Here is a 15,155-nt window from a genome sequence, read left to right as displayed (position 1 = left end):
CGAGCGGCTCCCGGTCATCGCACCCTCGGGTGCGATGAGGCGATGACCACCGCGGCGGCGACGGTCACCAGGTTCTTCAGGATGTACTGCGCTTCGAAGGACGCCTGCAGCGGACCGGACCACATCTCACCGGCGAACAACACCAGCGGTGTCGACACCAGCACGACATGACCGATCAGCAGGACCGCGCACAGTCGTGGTGCGCGGAGGCTCAGCAGAACCAATGCGATCCCGATCTCGGTGATCGCGGCACTCAGTCTGGCCAAATCCCCGTGGACGATCCCGAACGTCAGCGCGGACACCGTGCGTTCGACGAGATCCTGGGCAGGGCTGCCACCGGGAAAGAGCTTCAGCACGCCGAACCAGAGGTACACGACCCCCAGCCCAATGCGCAGCAACGGAATTCCGGACTCTCGCGCAAAACGAGTCAGGCGCTCCTCTGTGCTTTCGCGGCGCGTGGTTTCTGGACTCGACATCGATCTCCCTCTCCTGTCTGACTGCCACCACCCGGCCAGACAGGAGACGCGAGGAAGATCAGCTGACGGGGTCCCCCAGCGGGTTCAGCAGGTCGGCCTTGCCCTCGAACGCGAACAGCAGCAGGTCGACCATGCGGAACGTGCTGGAGTCCGGGCCGAGCGTGGGCCGCCAGTACGGCGAGCGCACGATCGAGATCCGGCTGCCTTCGATCGCCCGGTGGAAGACCTCCGCGGTGATCCGTCCGCCGACGGGGCCCATCAGCCCGTTGCCGACCTCGGCCTCGCGCAGGACGTAGAACCACAACGGGGTGGCGGCGACGAGCTGCGCCTTCTGCTCCTCCGAGAGGCCCTCGACGACCGCGCCGCCGTTGCCCACCAGGATCTGCTCGGCGGTGAGCGGCTCGACCCCGAACAGCTCGGCGATCTGCTGGCCGGTGGCGAGCTCCATCATCGAGGCCCTGGTCAGGTTCCGGAACGCGAGGTTGCGCTCGATCTCCCGGAACTGCGTGCCGCGGCCGCCGAACGTGCCGGCCGGCAGCTGCGTGAGCGGGTCGACCAGCAGCGTGTCGATCCGCTTGGTGACGTTGCCGCCACCGGACTCCGCGGGCGGCACCAGGTCGTCCCGGTCGGCCTCGGTGAAGTCGTAGAGCCGCCGGAAGTCCGCGATCCAGTTGCTGGGCAACGTGAAGATCGGGCCCCGGTTCACGTCGTCGAGATCGGCCGGTGTGCCGGAGCTGGGATCGAAGTTGCCGCTCACGCCGGTGAAGGTGAACAGCGCGAACAGCGTCGCGATGCCGCCGGGACCGGCCGAGTTGAACACGCGGTTCCACTGGTACGCGCCGCGGACCTGGCTGTGCCCGAAGCGGTACGAGGCGACCGAGAACTCGATCGGCATCGTCGGCGAGTGGTCACGGCACCTGCCGGGCACCTCGAAGAACCTGCGGCCGTTGGTGAAGACGTCGTCCACGATCGCCGGGTCGATGATCCGCGGCAGGTGGTCGGTCCTGAGCATCCACTGGTAGTGCCGGACCACGAGCTCCTTGGCGGCGCGGAACAGCCGCTCCCCCGTGAGGCCGGTGAGCGCGAGCTCGTCGACCACGCGGTTGTGGAAGCGGATGAACGCGAGGTGCGTCTGCGCCACCACGAGGTTCTCGTCGTTGCGGGCGTCCGGGATCAGCGGCAGCCTGCGGTCCGCCGCCGTGCCGGCCGTCCCACCGCGGCGCGGCAGGTCGAAGCCCTCGAACGGCACGTTGGTGCCCTCGTCGGGGAACGGCACCGGCGTCGTGGTGCCGACCTTGAACTTCACGCCGTCCTGCGCGTAGAAGACCTGGTCGTCCTTGTCCCGCGGGCCGCGGCCGTAGACCGAGTCGAGGTCCAGCGCCGGCGAGCGGCCCTGGGTGAGCTCGTCGAGGTTGACGTCCTGCCCGAGCTGCGACTCGGTGCGGTCCATGGTCAGGTCGTGGTCGACGAACTGACCGAGGTAGGTGAACCCCGCCGGGACGGCCGGGTCCGCCGAGTCGGGCTGCGGGACGTTCGCGGTGATCGCGGTCGCGAGGGCCACCCGCGTCTCCTCGTCCGTGTGCGGCCCTTTCGGTCCCAGTCGCGAGAACCGGAACCTGCGCAACTCCTCCGCCGTGGAGGGCTGACGCGTGGTGGCCTCACCTTTGCCGTCGAATTCCAGCACACCTTCGCCCACGACGAAGAAACTGTCGCGCACATGCCTCTTCATATATCCCCCTGTTTTCCCCTCTTACAGGCGACCTGTTCTCCCCAACAAGCACCTGCCCCACCGCCAGTCTCCAGACGGACTAAATTTCCGTCGAAGCTTTTGGGGAAAACCAAAATGTCGTCACACAGCGGATACGAGGTGGTCCGGAATATTCGTGAAGAGCGGAAGATCATTCATCTGCGCGGCCAGTTTCTCAGCCTCGTCGTGATATGCCCTCGTGTCCAGCACGTGCTGGACCCGTTCGGCCAGAACGGCGGCGGTCAGTTCTTTCACGTCCACTCGCACGCCCACTCCGAGATCTTGAATTCGGTCGGCGTTGCGCGGCTGGTCGACGAACAACGGCAGCGCGACCATCGGCACGCCCGCGGTCAGCGCCTCCCGCACACCGCTGTAGCCGCCGTGCGTCACGAAGACCTTCGCGGTGCCGAGGAGCCGTTGCTGCGGGATCTCGGCTTCGAGCCGGACGTTCGACGGGCGCGGGCCGGTCCACTCGCCGGAGCCGATCGCGATGACCGCCGGCGCGCCGACCTCGCCGAGCGCCTCCACGACGACGTGCGGCAGCGCCGACCCGGCCATCATCATCAGGGCGTTGGCGCCGAAGGACGCGACGATCTCCTCGCCACCGTCCCCGCCCCGGTCGATCGGCACGCGGAAGTGCTGCTGGGCCGGGTGCCAGGCCGGCGGGGTCAGGCCCGCGGTGAGGAACGGGCCGGTCGCGCAGATCCCGAACCTGGCGCGGACCTTGTCCATCAGCTCGTCGAGCAGCGGGATCTCGAACGGCGCGAACGGGGCGATGTCGAGCAGCGCGTGCGGGACACCGAGCACCTCGGCGGCGATCTGCCCGCCGTACTCGCTGGTCTCGCGCAGGACGACGTCAGGACGCCAGGTGCGGGCGAAGTCGAGGATGTTGGCGGCGGACGCGACCACGAGCTCGCTGGACCAGAGCGGCACCTTCAGCACGCCGTCGCGTTCCGGCACCCACGACGGCGGTGGCCCGAAGTCCGACGGCGCCGGGATGTCCGGCATCACGACCGTGTGGTCCAGGTGCGCCATGGCAGGGCCGGTCGCGATCACGGCCTCGTGCCCCTGCTCCCGCAACGCCCGCGCGAGCGGCACCACCGCCGGCACCAGGTGGGAGCGGAGGGGCAACGAGGTCAGCAGAACGCGCATGCGAAACAGTTTCGCGGCGCGCACCACCGGGTACAGCTGCGAAATGCTCGAAGTCACGGTGACCGAATCGTCGCCTGCCTCCACCCTCGTCACCGTCACCGGTGAACTCGCTGGTCCCGGCGCGGAACGACTCCTCGCCCGGCTGGACCGGCTCCTCGACCAGGGCCACCGCTACGTCGTGCTGGACCTGACGGGCGTCAGGTTCTGCGACTCCAGCGGGGTGAGCGCGTTGGTGCGCGGCCACGCACGCGCCTCGGCCGCGGCGGGCGGCCTGAAGCTCGCCGCCGCGTCCGAGCAGGTGACACGGGTGCTCGAACTCTCGGGCCTGGGCAGAATGCTCGGCCTTCAGTCCACAGTGGAGGCCTAGGAGCAGACCGTACCCATCGCCTCGGCCAGCGCGTCCTCGTGCAGCCGGTCGAGGCGGTGCAGCACCACCGCGGACCGTTCCGCGATGGTCGCGTGGATCTCGCACCGCAGCGACGGGTGGCGGAGCCGTTCGGTGTCCTTGAGCTCGGCCAGGATGCCGGTCGTGAGCCGGTCGAGGATCGGACGGACCTCGGTGGCGAGATCCGGCCTGTGCTGCGGGACCTCCTCCGGGTGCGCGGTCCAGCGCGCGTAGAGACCGCGCTGCACGAGCTTGTTCGCCTCGATCTGCGCGCGGAAGAAACGAGCCGCGTTCTCCGGGTCGAGCCGCAGCTCCACCGCCTTGGCGCGCACGCCGTCGAGCACCTGCTGTTCGCGCGCGGGGTCGTCGATCGGTTGTGTCGTCCCGAACTTGGCCGCCGCCACCAGGTCCGCGACCTGGACGCGCTGCACGGCGAGACCGGTGAGCTCACCGAGCGGGCCGACGGGGGTGAGTGACGCGGCGAGGGTGAGTGCGACCGCCAGGAGCCTCATGATCTCCGAGAGTGCCATGATGGCGGGGTGGAGTCCACGCGCATCGACCGCTGGCTGTGGGCGGTCAGGCTGACGAAGACCCGCCCCGACGCCGCCCAGGCGTGCAAGGGCGGCCACGTGCGCATCAACGACAAGACCGCGAAAGCCTCGGCGACCGTGGTCCCCGGCGACACCGTCCGCGCCCGCGTGAACGACAAGACCTGGACCGTCGTGGTCGTGCGGGTGATCCAGAAACGGGTCGGCGCGGCGGACGCGGCCACGTGCTTCCTCGACCGCACTCCCCCGCCGCCGGTGGAGGCGCCGATCGCGCGGCGTGACCGGGGTGCCGGGCGGCCGACGAAGAGGGAGCGGCGCGTGCTGGACCAGTTCCGGTCACAGCACTAGGTCGGCGAGCTCCGTGAGTGAGCGGCCGAGCGGCAGGTCCACCCGTACAGAGGCGTGCGGGTCACCCCGCGTCTCACCCCGGTTGATGATCACGACCGGCAGCCCGGCAGCCGCGGCACGGCGCACGAACCTCAACCCGGACATGACCGTCAGCGAAGACCCGAGAACGAGCAACGACCGTGCGTTGTCCACGAGTTCGTAGCACTGCTCGACACGCGGCCGAGGCACGTTCTCACCGAAGAACACGACATCCGGCTTGAGCACCCCACCGCACTCAACGCACGGCACGATCCGAAAGCCACGGACCTGTTCCTCCGGCAGGAACACGTCACCGTCCGGGTTGATCTCGGTGGTGGTGGCGGCGAAGTCCGGGTTCGCCTCGCGCAGCCGGCGGTCGAGGTCGATGCGCGGCGAGAGCAGCCTGCAGTCCAGGCAGATCACCCGGTCCAGGCCGCCGTGCAGTTCCACGACGTCCGGCGAGCCCGCGGCCTGGTGCAGGCCGTCGACGTTCTGCGTGATGACGCCGCACAGCTTGCCCGAGAGCCTGGTGACGGCGTGGTGGCCGGCGTTCGGGTGCGCGCGGGCGATGGTGCGCCAGCCGACGTGGCTGCGGGCCCAGTAGCGCTGCCGGCCGGCCTCGCTGGTGGTGAACTCGTCGTAGGTCATCGGGGTGTGCTTGCGCAGCGACCCGCCCTCGCCGCGGTAGTCGGGGATGCCGGACTCCGTGGAGAGGCCCGCACCGCTGAGCACCAGCACCCCACCCTCCGCGACGATCGGCACGACGTCGGTGAGGGTGGAGGCGCGCGGCAGTGACGGGCCCGGGTTCGACCAGCTCAGAGTGGGCCTAGTTCGCACTTCACCAGCTTACGTACCACTGTCGAATCTCGGCCTCCGCCGCCGCGACGTTGCCCCCGGACGGGGCCGTGACCAGCGCGAACTGCCGTCCCTGGCCTGCTCGCAGCAGCAACTTGTCGCCGTCGACGGTCGAGGACGCCGAGCTGATCACCAACGGCGAGCGCAGCGACTCCGGCAGGTGCAGCTCGGTCGGCGCGCTGCCCCCGTTCGAGTCCCAGACGATCACCGCGAACGGGGCGGAGCCGACGAGCGCGCGGACGTTGGTCAGCGGGATCTGCTGCCAGGTCTGGTAGGCGCGGTCCTCGTAGGTGAACGCGAGCGTCGTGCCCGCGACGGCCTGCGGGTAGACGCGGTCGACGATCGCACGGTCGACGTTGAGCACCGCGTTGCCGGCCGCGTCGAGCTTGACCGCGGAGAAGTGCTCGTCGTTCATGGCGTCGCCGTCGGTCTTGACCTTGCCGGGGTTGTCGTTCATCAGCTCGCGGTGGCGGCCGTAGTTGGTGTCCCAGTGCCACTGGCTGCCCGAGATCACGCTCCCGCGCGGCGCCGACCACCAGCGCGCGCCCGGCGCCGTCGAGTCGAGGCCCTGGTAGATCGCCTTGAGCACGGACGGCGTCTTGTCGGAGGTGAAGCCCGACACCGGGTGGCCGAACTCGGAGACGATCGAGGTGGTGCCGAGAGCGGCAGCGCGCTGGCGGATCGTGCCGAACGCCTGGGTGTACTGGCCGTCGGCCGCCTTGCCCGGCATCAGGATTCCCGACTGCGCCTTGCCGTCGTAGAAGTGCGCGTTGAACACGAAGCGCTCGCCGAGACCGGGCACGAGCGTGAGACCGCCGGGTTCGGCGAAGAAGTCCACGTTCTGGTTCCAGAACACCAGCGGCTCCACGAACGCGGGCTTGGCCGCCCAGCCCGCCTCGTCCATCTCGGCGCGGAAGCGCTGGTAGAACGGCATCAGGAGGTCGCGCTCCCACGTCTGCGAGGTCTGGCCGGCGTCGTACTTGCCGGCGTACGGCTCGTTGAGCGGGTCGACGCCGACGACGAGCTTGAACTCGTTGGCGGGCAAGGCTTCCCTGACGTGCTTGAGCGCCTCGCCGGCCGCGTTCACGAACGAGTCCTGCACACCGTCGCGGTTGTGCCAGAAGTCGTAGGTGGCGGCGGTGACGGCGTTGTTGTTCTTCATGTTCTGGCCCCAGTGCACGCAGATCCCGCACGACTCCTTGGGGTACCCGCTCGCCGCCCACGCCGGTGCGCCGTCGCCGGTGTACCAGCTGTCCTTGTTGAACAGGTGGCGCGAGTACAGGTCCTGGTGGAAGTCGAGGTAGACGCGAAGGCCGAGATCCGTGAACTGGCGCAGCTGGTTCGTGACGCCGTCGAGGTAAGCGCGGTCGATCTGGCCGCGCTGCGGTTCGATCCACGCCCAGGTGAGCAGGAACCGCACGGCGTTCGCGCCGGTCAGCTGTTTCATCGCCTGCGCGGACTTGCGCGCGTCCGCGGTGTTCGCGAACGGGAGCCCGCGGTACTCCGCGAGTTTCGCCGTGCCGGAGACGTTGAAGCCGCGCAACACCACCTCGCGGCCGTGTTCGTCGCGGAAGACCCCGCCGGACACCCGCAGCTCGGAGCCGTCGAACGACTCCGCGCGCACAGGTGTGACCACCAGGGAGAACAGGAAGAGGACCACCAGGAGAACCGCTCGCCGCATCGCCGCCGCCTTTGGGAACGTGAACGAGATTCGCATTGAACCGTAGCCGGTGCGGGGCGGCGGGGATAGGGTCGTTCGTGCGCAATGACCTGATCAGCCGCGAGGACGTCCCGGTGCTGGAGCACACGGTCGCCGACGAGCTCACCGCGATGCGCGAGGCGTGGGACTGGTTCGAGAACCTCGTGGGCCTCCAAGGGCGCAGGATGTTCGCCCGCGTGGACGAGACCGCCGGCACCTACACCGTGTGCACACCTCTGAAGCCCGCCGACTCGTTCTCACTGACGGTCGGCGTGCTGCCGGGCGGGCGGTATCGGCGCACGGTGCTGGAGGGTGAGCCGCCCGGGCTGTACGGCCGGATCGGACCGGCCATGGAGGAGCTCAAGGCCCTGGGGCCCTGGGACTCCTCCAGGCCGCTCGTCGAGTTCTACCGGCGTCACACCGTGATCGAGCTCTGGGTGCCGGTCAGCTGAACGACGCCGCCACGAGCTCGGCGGTCTTGGCCACCAGCGGTTCGTCGGCCCCGCCCTCCGGGGTGTCCTTCTTCGTCGACAGCACGGCGATCACGATCGGCGCGCGGCCGGGCGGGAACGCGATGCCGACGTCGTTGGTGGTGCTGTACTTGCCGGTGCCCGTCTTGTCGCCCCAGCCCCACGCCGACGGCAGGCCCGCGCGGACGCGGTTGCCGCCGGTCGTGTTCGCCAGCAACCACTTCAGGAGCTGGTCGGAGTCGTTCGAGTTGAGGGCGTGGCCCAAGGTCAGACGCGCGTTGCTCTGGCCGATGGCGCGCGGTGAGGTCGTGTCGGTGACACGACCCGGTTCCGCGGAGTTCAGCTCCGGCTCGTAGCGGTCGAGGCGCGTGACCGGGTCGCCGATCGAGCGGCTGAAGCGGCTGATCGCCGTGGGGCCGCCCAGTTCCTCGAGCAGCAGGTTCGCCGCGCAGTTGTCGCTGTAGGTGATGGTCGCCTCGCACAGGGCCGAGACCTTCATGCCGTTCGCGAGGTTCTCCGGTTTGCCGGTGATCGGCCCGTAGCCGGACTTGTCCACGTCGGCCTGCGTGTAGGTGATCACCTTGTTCAGCAACGACCCGTCGCGGTCCTTGCGCAGGATCGCCGCCGCCGCGATGGTCTTGAAGGTCGAGCACATCGGGAAGAGCTCGTCCGCGCGGTGCAGCACCGTGCGGCCGGTTCCGGTGTCCGTGGCGAACACGCCGAGGCGCGCGTTGTGCAGCTTCTCCAGGTCGCGCAGCTTGCCGGTGACCGTCGAGGCCTGTGCGGTGGCGGGCACGGCCACGGCCAGCGCCGCTCCGGCGCCCAGTGCCAGCACGGCACGTCGGTTAACGCTCAACGTCCTGTCCCCTTCTTCGGAAACCTCTCCACAGGACAGGACGCGCGAGAGATCAACTGGTTGTCACTCGATCCGGCGCCAGCACGCGAGGTACGTGAGCGCGGCGATCAGCGATCCGGCCGACGCGAACGTGCCGGCACCGAGGTAGAGCACCCACTCGTCGGCGTTGAGGCCCTCGTTGCCCAGCGAGAACCCCCACAGGATCGCGCCCAGCGCCAGCGTGGCGACCGCGACGAGGGACCAGAACACCACCAGCACGACCCGTCCGACGCGCCGCGGTCCGGTGTAGGGCCGCAGGGAACCCTTGCGCTGCAACCACCACGCCGCCAGCGCCGCGATGGCGAGCGCGATGCCGTCGGCGGCGAGCGTGTCGCTGAGACGGTGCCACTTCGCGGTCAGCGTGTACTGGCCGATCGCCGTCGCCCACGGCAGCACGAAGAAGAGCATCACGCCGCGCCACTTCCACGGCACCACGATGATCGCCGCGAACAGCACGGTCATCGCGATCGTCGTGTGTCCACTCGGGAGGCTGTTGTGCGCGTAGTCGCCGGTGACCTCGACGAGTGCCGGGCGCGGCAGGACGAACCGCTTGAGCGCCTGCACGACGACCTGGCCCGCGACGATCACGCCGACGGCCGCGACGGTGAGGTCCCAGCGCTTTCTGAGCACGCCGACGAGCGCGACCACCACGACCGCCGCCGCGAGCGAGTAGAGGGTGATCTGGCCGAGCGCGTTCCAGGCGGCGTCCGACTCGGACACGTTGTCCTGGTCGGCGCCGCGCAGGGCCGCGTTCTCGATGGTCTGACCGGCCTTCGTCAGCACCGCGAGCACGTACACGACCGCCGCGAAGACGAACCCCGCCGCCGCGACCACGGGCCACCGTCGATAGTTCACCCCGCGCAGTCTGCCGCCGTTCGGACCAACGCGCTCCTTGAAGATCAACCGGCTCGTGGAGACGTCCGGCGGCTGGCGCAGGGCCCCTACGAGGACCTGGACCCGAGCCGCTGACGTTCGATCCGGTCGAGCACGGCGGTGATCGCGAGGTCCACCGTGTACTCGAACTCGGCCGCGCGGTCGAACTCCGCGATGTACGCCGCCGTGCACACCACCGCGGGCAGTCCGGAAGCCTGCAGTGCCTCGTGGCGCGCGCCGTCGTCGCCCCCGAACGTGGGTGCCGCCGACACCTCGCGCAGCAACGTGCCGATCAGCGTGGCGAGCAGCATCCGCAGCAGGTGCACGGACTCCTGCGCCGAGGCACCCGCGGCCAGCAGCACGGCGAGCACCGCGTCGACCGGCGCGAGGCCTTCCAGCGACGAGACCTGGCGGGTCAGCACCAGCGGCGCGGCGCCGGGGTGGGCCAGCGCGCCCGAGCGGAACGCGGTGGCGATCGCGTGCAGGTCGTGGCGGGCGTCGCCGGTGGGCGCCGGCAGGACCAGGCCACCCAGGAGCTGCTCGGCGACGGCGTCGAGCAGCCCGTCCTTGCCGTCGACGTGGTTGTAGAGGCTCTTCGGGTCCACGTTCAGCGCCCTGGCGACCGAGCGCATGCCCACGGCCGCCACCCCCTCCGCGTCGATGACCTGCAGCGTCGCCGCGACGATCGACTCGCGGGACAGCAGCGGCGTGCGCGGACGCCCTCGGCGCGGTTCAGTCACCCGGCCATTGTGCCTTGCGGATATCCACGCCGTGGGTTTAACCTCCAAATTAACCCACAGTGTGGGTATTGGAGGGGATGATGAGCTTCACCGGGATCGACACGCTCGAGCACATGGACGTCGAGGGTGGGCCTGGCGCGCGGCTGCGCGTCGCACGGGAACGCGGTCTCGCGTTCCGGCGGGAGTTCGCCACGACGGGCACTCCCGACAGCATCGTCACGCGCGACCTGGTGACGCTGCCGTATCCGACGCGGTTCGGTCTGTTCAGGGCGTCGCGGGCGATCGCGCCGTTCCTGTCGATCACGAACCGCATGCTGGTGATCCGCTGGCACGAGGGTGACCGCGAGCGGATCCTGCTGTTCGAGCCGAGCGACCACGAGTACGGCCGGTACACGCCGTACTTCGAGGACCTGTCGGGCCGCACGCCGGACGTGATCGAGCGGCGCATGGTCAAGGTCCACGGCACCGTGCCCGGCCACCTCGAACGCCTCGGCATCGCGCCCGCCGACGTCGACTACCTGATGTTCGACCACCTGCACACGCAGGACCTGCGGCGCTGGATCGGCGCCACGCCGTACTTCCCGAACGCCAAGGTGATCGTGCAGCGCGACGAACTGTCGGCGCTGAACGAGCTGCACCCGTTGCAGAAGCCCTGGTACCAGCCGTCGACCTACCGCGACCTGCCGGCGGAGGCGTTCCTGCCGATCGACGGCTCGGTCGTGCTGGGTCCGGGTGTCGCGGTGATCAAGACGCCCGGCCACGTGTTCGGCAACCAGAGCCTCGTCGTCAACACCTCGACCGGCATCTGGGTGAGCAGCGAGAACGTGATCGCCGCCGAGGCGCTGACGCCCGAGCACTCGAAGCTGCCCGGCCTCGCGTCGTGGACGCGGCGGTGGCAGCAGGAGGTCGTGCTCAACGCGAACACCGTCGAGACCACCGCCGACCAGTACAACTCGATCATCCTGGAGAAGACGCTCGCCGACCGCAGCCAGGCCGACCCGCGGTTCCTGCAGTTCTTCCCCTCCAGCGAGCTCACCGGTGCCTGGACGAACCCCGGCACCAGGCCCACGTTCAGCCACGGCCAGATCGTCCACTGAGGAGCTTCGATGTCCGACCGCTTCACCCTGCCGTCCAAGGAAGTCCTGCAGGCACGCGAGAAGCTCGTGCTGGACCACTTCCGCGACGAGGTGGCGCACGACTGGGACGCCACGCTGTCGACGTTCCCGCATCCGCACTACGAGGTCATCGCGCAGATGGTCGTCCACGACGGCGACGAGGCGGTGCGGCAGTACTACACCGACACGCGCGTCGCGTTCCCCGACCAGCACCACGAGCTGATCTCGTTCCGCCACAGCGTCGACGCCGTGATCGTCGAGTTCTGGCTGCTGGGCACGCACCTCGGGCCGTTGGGCAAGATCCCCGCGACCGGCGGCAAGCACCGCACGCGGATGAACGCGTACTTCATCTTCGACGCCGAAGAGAACCTCGTCACCGAACGGATCTACTTCGACCAGCTGAGCGTGCTGAAGCAGGTGATCGGCGGGATCGACCGGAAGAAGCCGAGCGGGCTGCGGAAGCTGCTGCAGGTGTTGCGGGGCGTGCTCGCCATGTCGGGCAGCCAGCCGGACGCGCGGCTGACCCGCACCACACCTCCCTCCCTCGACTAGATGTACCTGGCCGACAGGTTGGTGACGGCGTGTCGGCTTGATCATGGGTGAGGCCTCCGGGTGCGGTGGTGATTGCGAAGTCAGTCACCACAGCCGGAGGCCTCGATGGGACACGCTAATGCCCGCTTGACCGTCCACGGTCGCCTGGTCCTTGTTCAGCGGGTCGCTGCTGGCAGACCAGCCGCGCATGTGGCCAAAGAGCTCGGTGTCTCGCGGCAATGCGGGCACCGCTGGGTCCGTCGTTTCCGCACCGAAGGCGTGGCGGGCCTGGCCGATCGATCAAGCCGGCCGCACCATATGCCGTCTCGCACACCGACCGAAGCCGAGGAGCGGGTCATCGCCGCACGGACGCAGCTGCGGTGCGGCCCGGCTCGGATCAGTACAGCCACAGGCGTCGCGATCCGGACCGTCTCACGGGTGCTGGCCAGGCGTGGCATGCCACGCCTGGCCGAGTGTGATCCGCTGACCGGGCAACGCATCCGCGCCACCCGGCACACCACACGCCGCTACGAGCACCCGGCACCCGGCGATCTGGTGCACCTCGACGTCAAGAAGATCGGCAAGATCCCGCCCGGAGGCGGCTGGCGCGCCCACGGTCGTGGCGTCCGGCCCCGCACGGTCCGAGGACTTGGCTACGACTATGTCCACGCCGCGGTCGACGACCACTCCCGGCTCGCCTACGCCGAGGTCCTCGACGATGAACGCGGAACGACCTGCGCGGGCTTCCTGCTCCGCGCGGCCGAGTGGTTCGCCGGCAACGGCATCCCACGCGTTCACCGCGTCCTGACCGACAACGCCAAGAACTATCTGATCTCCCGCGACTTCGCCGCAGCGGTCACCGCGATCGGCGCCCGCCACAAGACCATCAAGCCACATTGTCCTTGGCAGAACGGCAAAGTCGAGCGGTTCAACCGCACCCTGCAGACCGAGTGGGCCTACCACGATGTCTTCCCTGACAACACCGCCCGAACTGTCGCGCTGGCGCCCTGGCTCGACTACTACAACACTGAACGCGGTCACACCGCACTCAACGGCCACCCGCCCACGAGCCGCACCCAGTCACCAACCTGATGGCTAGGTACAACTAGAGCCGGATCAGCTTGCGTTCCACGGCGGTCGTCACGGCCGCCGTCCTGGTCTCGACGCCGAGCTTCGTGAAGATCCGCACCAGATGGGTCTTCACGGTGGCCTGGCTGATGAACAGCTCCTTCGCGATCTCCCGGTTCGCGAGCCCCTTGGCGAGGCTCTCGAGGATCTGGATCTCGCGCTTGCTGATCTTCGGCGCGGGGTCGCGGACCTGGCCCAGCAGCCGTTGCGCGATGTCCGGCGAGAGCACGGTCTGGCCCGTCGAGGCCGTGCGCACGGCCTTCGCCAGGTCCTCCGGCTCGCAGCCCTTGAGCAGGTAGCCGATCGCACCCGCCTCGACCGCGCGCACGATGTCGGAGTCCGCGTCGTACGTCGTCAGGATCACGACCTGCGGCCCGTTCTCCATCGCGCGGATCCGCCTGGTGGCCTCCACGCCGTCGATCCCCTTGCCCAGCTGGAGGTCCATCAGCACGACGTCCACAGTGGACGCCTTGGTCAGCGACTCCTCGCCGGTCGCGGCCTCGATCACCTCGAAGTCGCGCGACAGCAGCCCGACCAGCCCGAACCGGACCACCGGGTGATCGTCGACCACCAGCACCCTCACGGCGTCGGCACCGTCACGGCCACGGCGGTTCCCTCCCCCGGCGCGCTCTCCACGGACACGGTGCCCCCCAGCTCGGTGATGCGGCCGCGGATGGACGCCAGGCCATAACCCCGGCCGTCCGCCGCCCGCACCTCCGCCGGGTCGAACCCGCGGCCGTCGTCCACGACGTCCATCGACACCGCGTCCCCGAGGAAGGACAGCGTGATCGCCACCCGGCCGGCCCCCGAGTGCTCGAACACGTTGGCCACCGCACCCTGCGCGACCCGTAACAACGCCACCTCGGTCTGCACGCTCAGGGCGTACGGGTCGCCGTCGATCTCGACGTGCGGGACCAGCCGGTGCAGCGCGTCGACCAGCGTGCCGTGGATCGGCGCCAGATCCCGCACGAACCGCCGCGCCTCACCCAGGTTCTCGCGGGCGACCTCGGCGGCCTTCCTCGTCTCCCCCAGCGACAGCAGCAGGTTGATGCTGGAAAAGCCCTGCGCGAGGGTGTCGTGGATCTCGCGCGCGAGCCGCTGCCGTTCCTCGAGCACCCCGGCCTCGTGCAGCAGCCGTGCCCGGTCGAAGAACACCGCCGCCGTCAGCACCGCGACCCCGACCGGCCCGAGCACCAGCGACCAGTCGAACGCGGCCGCCAGCCTGATCTGCGCCAGCACCACCGACACCGTCAGCACGGCCGCGATCGGCAACGCCACCCGCGGCTTCAACTGCCGCAGGCACTGGAAGAACAACGGGATCGCGCACCACCCGAAGCTGGGCGCCAGCCACACCAGCACCAGCCACACGGCGAGCACGACCGGCAACGCCCGCGTCCACCGCACGCCGGCGGGATAAGCGAGCCCCAGCGCCAGCGCCAGTCCGAGCACGACGAGATCGGCGCCGTGGTACGTGACATACCGCGCCGCCGACGCCGTCAACAGCACGTAGAAACCCGCGTGCATCGCTCTGTGCAGCCACACAACGGCGACCATAAGCGACCCAGCAGGCTCCGCGGGTCAACCGATGGGTTGAACCCCGGTTCAACCCATCACCACCATGGCAAACGGCCCTGATCAGCGAATCGTAAGTGCCATGAACCTCACCAAGATCGCAGTCGCCACCCTCGTCGTCCTGACCGTCGGCGGCGGCTACGCGGCGGCCGACCAGCGCACCACCACCCGCACCGAGAAGGTGCTGACCGTCGACGCGGCCATCAGGGCGGCGCAGGCCACCCTCGACGCCGCGGAGAAGGAGAACCAGCGCGTCACCGTCGCCGTGGTCGACCGCAGCGGCGACCTGGTCGTCCTGCTCGCCGGCGACGGCGCGGGCCCGCAGACCGAGGAGTCGGCACGCCGCAAGGCCTTCACCGCGGTCTCGTTCAACGCTCCGACCTCGGAGCTGGCCGGCCGCGTGACCGGCCAGGGCGCGACGCTGCGGGACATCCCCGGCACGTTGTTCCTGGGCGGCGGGGTGCCGGTGGCGGTCGACGGCACGTCCGTGGCGGGCATCGGGGTCGGTGGCGCGCCCAGCGGCGACCTGGACGAGAAGTACGCGAAGGCGGGTCTCGCGACGCTGCGGTGAGCGAACGCCGCCGCACGTCAACCGGGTGGCAG

At 69.5% G+C, this 15,155-nt stretch carries 18 protein-coding genes; 7 read left to right on the top strand and 11 right to left on the bottom strand.

Annotated features, from left to right (window positions below):
• Positions 1 to 14 precede the first annotated feature (14 nt).
• The 3 genes from ACSHWB_RS27435 to ACSHWB_RS27425 form a co-directional block, all read right to left on the bottom strand.
• Positions 15 to 374: a hypothetical protein gene (locus ACSHWB_RS27435; protein WP_439656161.1), complete on the bottom strand. Its 360-nt coding sequence runs from the start codon at positions 372 to 374 to the stop codon at positions 15 to 17.
• Positions 375 to 534: 160 nt separating this feature from the next.
• Positions 535 to 2,205, bottom strand: coding sequence for a peroxidase family protein (locus tag ACSHWB_RS27430; RefSeq protein WP_439656160.1), 1,671 nt, complete (start codon positions 2,203 to 2,205; stop codon positions 535 to 537).
• Between the two features lie 120 nt (positions 2,206 to 2,325).
• Positions 2,326 to 3,375, bottom strand: coding sequence for a glycosyltransferase (locus tag ACSHWB_RS27425; RefSeq protein WP_439656159.1), 1,050 nt, complete (start codon positions 3,373 to 3,375; stop codon positions 2,326 to 2,328).
• Between ACSHWB_RS27425 and ACSHWB_RS27420 the strand changes: the two genes are divergently transcribed.
• Positions 3,374 to 3,742 carry an STAS domain-containing protein gene (locus ACSHWB_RS27420; RefSeq protein WP_439656158.1) on the top strand — a complete coding sequence of 123 codons (369 nt, stop codon included), beginning with the start codon at positions 3,374 to 3,376 and terminating at the stop codon, positions 3,740 to 3,742. The two genes, ACSHWB_RS27425 and ACSHWB_RS27420, sit on opposite strands and share 2 nt — an antisense overlap.
• Here the strand turns inward: ACSHWB_RS27420 and ACSHWB_RS27415 are convergent.
• Positions 3,739 to 4,290, bottom strand: coding sequence for a chorismate mutase (locus tag ACSHWB_RS27415; protein WP_439656157.1), 552 nt, complete (start codon positions 4,288 to 4,290; stop codon positions 3,739 to 3,741). The genes ACSHWB_RS27420 and ACSHWB_RS27415 overlap by 4 nt on opposite strands.
• Before the next feature lie 9 nt (positions 4,291 to 4,299).
• Between ACSHWB_RS27415 and ACSHWB_RS27410 the strand changes: the two genes are divergently transcribed.
• Positions 4,300 to 4,656: an RNA-binding S4 domain-containing protein gene (locus ACSHWB_RS27410; protein WP_439656156.1), complete on the top strand. Its 357-nt coding sequence runs from the start codon at positions 4,300 to 4,302 to the stop codon at positions 4,654 to 4,656.
• Here ACSHWB_RS27410 and ACSHWB_RS27405 read toward each other — a convergent pair.
• Entirely contained in the window at positions 4,645 to 5,511 is an 867-nt protein-coding gene (locus ACSHWB_RS27405; RefSeq protein WP_439656155.1) for an NAD-dependent protein deacetylase, read from the bottom strand. The genes ACSHWB_RS27410 and ACSHWB_RS27405 overlap by 12 nt on opposite strands.
• A 1-nt stretch (position 5,512) precedes the next feature.
• Positions 5,513 to 7,210: a cellulase family glycosylhydrolase gene (locus ACSHWB_RS27400; RefSeq protein WP_439656154.1), complete on the bottom strand. Its 1,698-nt coding sequence runs from the start codon at positions 7,208 to 7,210 to the stop codon at positions 5,513 to 5,515.
• A 77-nt stretch (positions 7,211 to 7,287) separates the two neighbouring features.
• On the opposite strand from ACSHWB_RS27400, the gene ACSHWB_RS27395 reads away from it, so the two are divergent.
• Positions 7,288 to 7,680: a GyrI-like domain-containing protein gene (locus ACSHWB_RS27395; RefSeq protein ID WP_439656153.1), complete on the top strand. Its 393-nt coding sequence runs from the start codon at positions 7,288 to 7,290 to the stop codon at positions 7,678 to 7,680.
• Here the strand turns inward: ACSHWB_RS27395 and bla are convergent.
• From bla to ACSHWB_RS27380, 3 genes are all read right to left on the bottom strand, one after another.
• Positions 7,673 to 8,554 (bottom strand): class A beta-lactamase, encoded by an 882-nt coding sequence (gene bla, locus ACSHWB_RS27390; protein ID WP_439656152.1) that lies wholly within the window; start codon positions 8,552 to 8,554, stop codon positions 7,673 to 7,675. The genes ACSHWB_RS27395 and bla overlap by 8 nt on opposite strands.
• Positions 8,555 to 8,617: 63 nt before the next feature.
• The gene (locus tag ACSHWB_RS27385; protein ID WP_439656151.1) at positions 8,618 to 9,448 is read right to left on the bottom strand and encodes a phosphatase PAP2 family protein; all 831 of its coding nucleotides are present in this window, start codon (positions 9,446 to 9,448) and stop codon (positions 8,618 to 8,620) included.
• Positions 9,449 to 9,534: 86 nt separating this feature from the next.
• Complete coding sequence (locus ACSHWB_RS27380) at positions 9,535 to 10,206, bottom strand: TetR/AcrR family transcriptional regulator (RefSeq protein ID WP_439656150.1); 672 nt, start codon at positions 10,204 to 10,206, stop codon at positions 9,535 to 9,537.
• Between the two features lie 59 nt (positions 10,207 to 10,265).
• Here ACSHWB_RS27380 and ACSHWB_RS27375 point away from each other — a divergent pair, with 59 nt between their 5' ends.
• The 3 genes from ACSHWB_RS27375 (at position 10,266) to ACSHWB_RS27365 (ending at position 12,944) form a co-directional block, all read left to right on the top strand.
• Positions 10,266 to 11,303 (top strand): hypothetical protein, encoded by a 1,038-nt coding sequence (locus tag ACSHWB_RS27375; protein ID WP_439656149.1) that lies wholly within the window; start codon positions 10,266 to 10,268, stop codon positions 11,301 to 11,303.
• Positions 11,304 to 11,312: 9 nt separating this feature from the next.
• Positions 11,313 to 11,873, top strand: a complete 561-nt coding sequence (locus tag ACSHWB_RS27370; RefSeq protein WP_439656148.1) for an ester cyclase — start codon at positions 11,313 to 11,315, stop codon at positions 11,871 to 11,873.
• A gap of 105 nt (positions 11,874 to 11,978) precedes the next feature.
• Positions 11,979 to 12,944, top strand: coding sequence for an IS481 family transposase (locus ACSHWB_RS27365; RefSeq protein WP_439656147.1), 966 nt, complete (start codon positions 11,979 to 11,981; stop codon positions 12,942 to 12,944).
• 13 nt (positions 12,945 to 12,957) lie between these two features.
• Here the strand turns inward: ACSHWB_RS27365 and ACSHWB_RS27360 are convergent, their stop codons facing one another.
• Positions 12,958 to 13,563 (bottom strand): response regulator, encoded by a 606-nt coding sequence (locus ACSHWB_RS27360; RefSeq protein ID WP_439656146.1) that lies wholly within the window; start codon positions 13,561 to 13,563, stop codon positions 12,958 to 12,960.
• Complete coding sequence (locus ACSHWB_RS27355) at positions 13,560 to 14,522, bottom strand: sensor histidine kinase (RefSeq protein WP_439656145.1); 963 nt, start codon at positions 14,520 to 14,522, stop codon at positions 13,560 to 13,562. The genes ACSHWB_RS27360 and ACSHWB_RS27355 overlap by 4 nt, the downstream gene beginning before the upstream one ends.
• A 112-nt stretch (positions 14,523 to 14,634) precedes the next feature.
• Between ACSHWB_RS27355 and ACSHWB_RS27350 the strand changes: the two genes are divergently transcribed.
• The gene (locus ACSHWB_RS27350) at positions 14,635 to 15,123 is read left to right on the top strand and encodes a GlcG/HbpS family heme-binding protein (protein WP_439656144.1); all 489 of its coding nucleotides are present in this window, start codon (positions 14,635 to 14,637) and stop codon (positions 15,121 to 15,123) included.
• Positions 15,124 to 15,155: the final 32 nt, after the last annotated feature.

Origin of the sequence: Lentzea sp. HUAS TT2 (genome assembly GCF_051853195.1) — a bacterium.
Classification (GTDB): Bacteria; Actinomycetota; Actinomycetes; order Mycobacteriales; family Pseudonocardiaceae; genus Lentzea.
Note: the sequence above shows the minus strand (reverse complement) of the source record. Positions and strands in the feature narration are given on the sequence as shown.